The organism is Streptomyces sp. NPDC002754 (genome assembly GCF_053592315.1).
Map to the genome: position 1 here is coordinate 50,284 of NZ_JBSFVM010000040.1, position 6,185 is coordinate 56,468.

The window sequence follows — 6,185 nt, forward strand, 5'->3', positions numbered from 1 at the left end:
GGCAGTCGGATACCCGGACGGGCACTTCAGGGGGTACGTCATGGCCGCACGGCCTCTCGTAGCGCGACAGCCCAATGAACGGCTGCAGGCGCTCATCCAGGAAGCGGGCTGTTCGAACGCGGGGCTCGCGCGCCGGGTCAACATGTGCGGTGCGGAGCACGGGCTCGATCTGCGTTACGACAAGACGTCCGTGGCGCGTTGGCTGCGTGGGCAGCAGCCGCGCGGCCGGGCGCCGGGGATCATCGCGGAGGCCCTGGGACGCAAGCTCGGGCGCACGGTGACCATCGACGAGATCGGGATGGCCAACGGGAAGAACCTCGCCTCCGGAGTCGGACTGCAGTTCTCGCCCACCGTGCTCGGCGCCATTGAGCAGGTGTGCGAGCTGTGGCGAAGTGACGTGGGGCGCAGGGACTTTCTCTCCGGTTCGTCCGTGGCGTCCTCGGCGCTCGTCGAGCCGAGCCGCGACTGGTTGATCTCCGTGCCGGACTCGCAGGTGGCACGGGCGTCGGGGCCGCGGGTCGGGCCCTCGGACGTGGCGGCGGTGCGGGCGATGACGCAGGCGCTGACCGATCTGGACCACCAGTACGGGAGCGGGCACGTGCGCCCGGTGGTCGTGCACTACCTGAACAGTGTGGTGAGCGGGCTGCTCGCGGGTTCGTACCGGGAGGCGGTGGGGCGTGAACTGTTTTCCGCCGTCGCGCGGTTGACGGAGCTCGCCGGGTACATGGCGATCGACACCGGGCAGCCGGGGCTCGCCCAGCGGTACTACATTCAGGCGTTGCGGCTCGCGCAGGCGGCCGGTGACCGTGGCTACGGCGGGTACGTGCTGGCCGCGTCCATGAGTCACCTGGCGGCGCAGCTCGGCAATCCGCGCGAGATCGCCCAGCTCGCCCGCGCGGCTCAGGAGGGGGCGCGCGGGCGTGTGACGCCGCGCGCCGAGGCGATGTTCCACGCCGCCGAGGCGCGCGGCCACGCACTTCTCGGGGACGCGAGGTCGGCGCAGTCCGCGACGTCGCGCGCGGTCGCCGCCCTGGAACAGGCGGACGGGCGGGCCGACTCCGGGGACGACCCGGTGTGGATCGCCCACTTCGACCACGCCTATCTGGCGGACGAACTGGCGCACTGCCACCGGGACTTGGGTCAGTCGAGGGACGCGGCGCGGTGTGCGCAGGAGTCGTTGGACGGGCATCCTGAGTCGCGGGCCAGGCGCCGCGCGATCGGTCTCGTGCTGCTCGCGACGGCGCAGGTGCAGCAGAGGGAGGTGGAACAGGCCTGTCATACGGGACTTCGGGCCGTCGAGCTGCTCGGCACGGTGCGTTCGAACCGGGGCGCGGAGTATCTGGAGGACTTCAGGGAGCGTCTCGACCCGTTCGGGGAGGAGCCCGTGGTGCGGGAGTTCGGGGCGCGCATGGAGCTTCAGGCGGCGTGAGCGGCGTACTTGTCTGGCGTGGGCGGCGTGAGCTGTGTCATAACGGGCAAGCCGGTGGCCGGTTTTGTTAGTCGCGTCACTGGGGAGGCTTCGGGGATTTGAGGTGCGTAGCACGGGCGTACGAAGACCCGGTAGCGTGAGCCGACGATTCCGACCCCCTACGTAGGAGTCTTACGGTGACGGAGCAGAGTGGGCAGGGCGAACGCCCGCACCTTCCGCAGGCGCGGCAGACGCACGAAGGTGTCGTGCTGCCTGCCGACGGCGGTGAGCCCCTGTTGCCGGGCACTTACGGCGACCAGGCGGGTCCGGCGGGCGCGAGCCCGTGGGGTCAGCCCTGGGGGCCCGAGTCCCAGCAGGCGCACAACGCCGGGCCGATGCCGACCTACGACGGGTCCATGCCTACGTACGAGTGGGGTCAGCCGCAGGGCTCCGCGCCGATGCCCGCTCAGGACCAGGGCTACGGTGCGCTGCCGCCCCAGTCCTACGGTGCCGCGCTGCCGCAGCAGCAGCCCGTGCAGGCGCTGCCGCAGCAGTACGCGGAGGCCGGTCCGCTGCCGCCCGCGGCCCCGGCGGGACCCGCCGCCGGTGCCTACGACGGGGACGCCACCCAGTACATACCCCCGGCTCAGCAGCAGGCCGCCCAGTACGCGGCCGGTCCCGGGCTGCCGCCGGAGGTTCCCGCCCCGGACGCCACGCAGTTCCTTGGCCGCGCGCAGCCGATGCCCGACGCGGCGCCGCCCGGCTACGGAGGCTCCCCCGACAGCCAGGCCACGCAGTACATTCCGCCGGTTCCTGGCCAGCCGGTGCCGGGCCAGGGTCAGCCGATGCCGGCTCAGGGCCCGCCGATGCCCGCTCAGGCGATGCCCGCTCAGGACCAGGGCTACGGCCTGCGCCCCGGGGAGCCCGGTGAGCGGCAGCCGCCGGCCGAGTTCGACGCCCTGTTCCGTACGGAGCCGGAGGGCGGCGCCGGCGCTACGCAGCAGATGCCGCGCTTCGACCCGCACGCGCCGCCGCCCGGGCCCGGTGGGCCGGGGGCGCCGGGCATGACGCCGCCCCCGCAGCAGTACGGGTACCAGCCCGAGCCGCCGCCGCGCGGCGGCAAGAACCGCACCGGTTCCAAGGTGCCGCTGATCGCCGCGATCGGCGTCGGCATCCTCGTCGTCGGTGTCGGCGCGGGCGCCATGCTCAGCGGCGGGGACGACGACAAGAAGACGGACGCGACGAAGAACGTGTCGAACTCGGCGCCCGCGTCCGAGTCGGCCTCTCCGACCGTGGACCCGGCCAAGGAGCAGGCCGTCGAGCTCGACAAACTGCTCGGCGACTCCAACAACAGCCGCTCCGCCGTGGTGCGTTCGGTCGCGAACATCGGCAGCTGCAAGGCGCTGCCCCAGGCGTCGAAGGACTTGCAGAGCGCCGCGACGCAGCGCAATGAACTGGTGACGCGCCTCGGCACGCTGTCCGTGGACAAGCTGCCCGACAACGCCCGCCTGACCGCCGCCCTCACCAGCGCCTGGAAGGCGTCCGCGTCCGCGGACAGCCACTACGCGAGGTGGGGCGACCAGGTCGCCGCCAAGAAGAAGGCGCTGTGCAAGAAGGGTCACGCCAAGCCGACGTCCGAGCGCCGGGCGGGCGACGCGGCGAGCGGCACGGCGTCCACGCAGAAGCAGCAGGCCTCGAAGCTGTGGAACGAGATCGCGAGCAAGTACGGGCTGACCCAGCGCTCGGCCGTCCAGCTCTGACCGATTCGCCGGCGGTCGCGATCAGGAAAGCCCGGCGAGCGTGCCCGTCACGTCCACCGAGGACTTCCTGGTCGCCGTGAGCCGCCCGGAGACGACCTTCTGGAAGGTCACCCGTGCGTTGACCAGGCGCGGGTAGTCGCCGACCGGGGACATGTGGTCGTAGCCCCAGCGCAGCGGCGGGGTGAGCCCGCCCGTCGTCACCTTCACGTCGTCGTCGAGGGCGGTGCGCACGGTGCGCGCGGTGACCGCGCCGTCGCCGACCGACTCGATGATCTGCCGCAGCACCTCGTACGCGATCCAGGTCGTCTGCACGCCCGCGTCCGCCGGGTCGATCCGGTTGTCGCCGAAGGCCTGCTCGTTGATCGCCCGCTTCATGGGGTCCCAGCGCGCGTCGCCCGACGCCGGGTACCAGCTCGTGACGTACGCCCCTTCGTAGGGGCTCTTCGGGCCGCCGGTGCGGTCGACGACGGTCTGGTCGACGCTGCCGAGGACGGTGGCGGTGCGCACCGATGGGTAGTCGTCGCGCAGCCGCCGGAACGAGTCGAAGAACGTGTTCGTACGCTCCCCGAGCACCGCCGCGACGCAGCCCTCGCCCTGCGGCGCCCGGCTCGCGGCGTCGAGGGCGCGGCGGGCCTGGTCGGCGTAGTCGGTGGCGTCGTCGGCGGTGAGCATGTCGACGGCGGCGGGGCGGTGGTGCAGCGCGAGCCCGGAGTTGAGCAGGGGCGGGAGCTGGTCGCCCGCGATGGAGTCGGGGCGGATCAGGACGGTACGGGCGCAAGGCCCGGACAGCTGGCGCCCGTTGCCGGCGAGGAGGGCGGCCTGTCCGCCGTTGACCGGGTACGACAGCGGGCTGGTGAACTCCGCCTCGGTGGCGCCGTAACCGCCCAGGTAGGGGATACCGGCGGACTCCAGCGGGGGCAGGAAGGCGTTCGAGTGCTGGCTGTACGCGCCGACGACCGCCACGGCGTCGTGCTGGACGGCGGAGCGGGCGCACCGGGCGGCGTCCACGCTGTCGTTGTGGTCGTTGCAGGTGAGGACCTTGAGCGTGCGGCCGCCGATGCCGCCGTGGGCGTTGATCCAGCGCGCGTAGGCCCGCGCCATGGCGGGCACCCCCGGCATGTTGGTCGCTCCGGTCTTCTCGGGGGCCCAGGTCATGACGGTCACCGGCGGTTTCCCCACGCTCTTGGCGTCGCCGCCGGGGACGAGCCCGCACCCGGCGACCATGGCGGCGCTCAGGAGCACGGCAGTGGTACGTATGGGGCTTCGGGGGACGATGCGGTCACGGGTGCTGGAGCGCCTGCCGGTCATGTCCCCGCACGATTCCGCCGCGCTCCCAACGGTCGTGTGACCCGTGGTCAACGTGTGGTGACGATGAGGTGAATTGCGGGGGTCGTGCGGGGCTCGAGGGGCCGGGACGTACGATCGATGACCGTGCAAACCTCGGACAAGTCTTCCCGTCGCGGCCGTAGCTCAACGAAGATGGGCGGCATGCCACTCAACGACATGCCGTGGTGGCGCTGGCGCAGCAACGTGCGTTCCGCGCTGCACATGCTCTCCGACCCGACGTTCCAGCGGGACGTCTGGCAGGCAGGCGTGGACGGATACGGAGACGTGACCGACGCCGTGTACCGCCTCGTCGAGGACACCTGGCTGGACAACTGGTCCGCCGAGAAATACGTCGGGACGATCTTCCGGGACTCGCAGGAGGCGGCGCTCGTCGACGCCGCGGTGCTGCGGGTGCTGCGGATCATGCACCAGGTGGGCCCGGACGCCCCGGTCGCCGCGTATCTGAACCACGAGGGCTGGCCGGACGCGGTCCGTGCGGCCCGCGACGCCCATGTGAGGCTCGCCACGAGCGACGGCGACGACCCGGAGGGGGCGCCGCAGAACCTCGAGGTGCTGCGGATCATGACGCGGGCGGCGTAGCGCCGCCTGCCGGGCGTTTAGGCTTGGCGCATGAACGCGCAGTCCGTCGCCTCCGGCCCCGAGCAGTACGTCCTCACCCTCTCCTGCCCCGACAAGCAGGGCATCGTGCACGCCGTGTCGAGCTACCTCTTCATGACCGGCTGCAACATCGAGGACAGCCAGCAGTTCGGTGACCACGACACGGGACTGTTCTTCATGCGCGTCCACTTCAGCGCGGACGAGCACGTGACCGTGGAGAAGCTGCGGGCCAGCTTCGCCGCGATCGGCGACGCGTTCCAGATGGACTGGCAGCTCCACCGGGCGAGCGATCGCATGAAGATCGTGCTCATGGTCAGCAAGTTCGGCCACTGCCTCAACGACCTGCTCTTCCGGGCGCGGATCGGCGCGCTGCCGGTCGACATCGCCGCGGTCGTCTCCAACCACACGGACTTCGCCGAGCTGGTCGCCTCGTACGACATCCCCTTCCACCACATCCCGGTGACGAAGGAGACGAAGGCGCGGGCCGAGCGGCAGGTGCTCGATCTGGTGCGGGACGAGGGCGTCGAGGTGGTCGTGCTCGCGCGCTACATGCAGGTGCTCTCGGACGACCTGTGCAAGGAGCTCAGCGGGCGGATCATCAACATCCACCACTCGTTCCTGCCGAGCTTCAAGGGCGCGAAGCCGTATCACCAGGCGCATGCGCGGGGTGTGAAGCTGATCGGGGCGACCGCGCACTACGTGACCGCGGACCTCGACGAGGGGCCGATCATCGAGCAGGAGGTCGAGCGGGTGGGGCATGACGTCACGCCCGATCAGCTGGTCGCGATCGGCCGTGACGTCGAGTGCCAGGCGCTGGCGCGGGCGGTCAAGTGGCACGCCGAACGCCGGATCCTCTTGAACGGCCACCGCACGGTGGTCTTCGCGTAGGGGCTTCGCCCCTACGCCCCATCTTTTAAGCTTCGCTCTTCGGACGAGAGCTGGCGGGTGCATTTTCAGCCCCTGCGGCGATTGAGCAGCGGGGTGCGGGGCAGAGCCCCGATCTTTCGCCCCGTCGGGGGTTGCGGCCGCGGGGCTCCGCCCCGGAGATCGGAAGAGCGGGGGGGAGGGGCAGA

Annotated in this window: 5 protein-coding genes; 4 read left to right on the forward strand and 1 reads right to left on the reverse strand. The window is 71.4% G+C overall.

All coding sequences use genetic code 11. The features are described 5' to 3' along the window. The first annotated feature begins 40 nt into the window (after nucleotides 1-40). Nucleotides 41-1,429, forward strand: coding sequence for a tetratricopeptide repeat protein (locus tag ACWD2L_RS37650; protein WP_351342473.1), 1,389 nt, complete (start codon nucleotides 41-43; stop codon nucleotides 1,427-1,429). 176 nt (nucleotides 1,430-1,605) lie between these two features. Beyond that, nucleotides 1,606-3,168 (forward strand): hypothetical protein, encoded by a 1,563-nt coding sequence (locus ACWD2L_RS37655; protein WP_451193359.1) that lies wholly within the window; start codon nucleotides 1,606-1,608, stop codon nucleotides 3,166-3,168. Nucleotides 3,169-3,189: 21 nt separating this feature from the next. Here ACWD2L_RS37655 and ACWD2L_RS37660 read toward each other — a convergent pair whose 3' ends face one another. Further along, the gene (locus ACWD2L_RS37660) at nucleotides 3,190-4,476 is read right to left on the reverse strand and encodes an ABC transporter substrate-binding protein (protein ID WP_351342472.1); all 1,287 of its coding nucleotides are present in this window, start codon (nucleotides 4,474-4,476) and stop codon (nucleotides 3,190-3,192) included. 117 nt (nucleotides 4,477-4,593) lie between these two features. On the opposite strand from ACWD2L_RS37660, the gene ACWD2L_RS37665 reads away from it, so the two are divergent. Next, the gene (locus tag ACWD2L_RS37665; protein ID WP_351342470.1) at nucleotides 4,594-5,094 is read left to right on the forward strand and encodes an SCO4402 family protein; all 501 of its coding nucleotides are present in this window, start codon (nucleotides 4,594-4,596) and stop codon (nucleotides 5,092-5,094) included. A gap of 30 nt (nucleotides 5,095-5,124) precedes the next feature. Beyond that, nucleotides 5,125-6,000, forward strand: coding sequence for a formyltetrahydrofolate deformylase (gene purU, locus ACWD2L_RS37670; RefSeq protein WP_351342468.1), 876 nt, complete (start codon nucleotides 5,125-5,127; stop codon nucleotides 5,998-6,000). Nucleotides 6,001-6,185 lie beyond the last annotated feature (185 nt).

Excerpts from the sequence above, each read along its gene's own strand:
- ACWD2L_RS37650 (WP_351342473.1), top strand. The coding sequence starts at position 41 with ATGGCCGCACGGCCTCTCGTAGCGCGACAGCCCAATGAACGGCTGCAG.
- ACWD2L_RS37660 (WP_351342472.1), bottom strand. The coding sequence starts at position 4,476 with ATGACCGGCAGGCGCTCCAGCACCCGTGACCGCATCGTCCCCCGAAGC.
- ACWD2L_RS37665 (WP_351342470.1), top strand. The coding sequence starts at position 4,594 with ATGACCGTGCAAACCTCGGACAAGTCTTCCCGTCGCGGCCGTAGCTCA.
- purU (WP_351342468.1), top strand. The coding sequence starts at position 5,125 with ATGAACGCGCAGTCCGTCGCCTCCGGCCCCGAGCAGTACGTCCTCACC.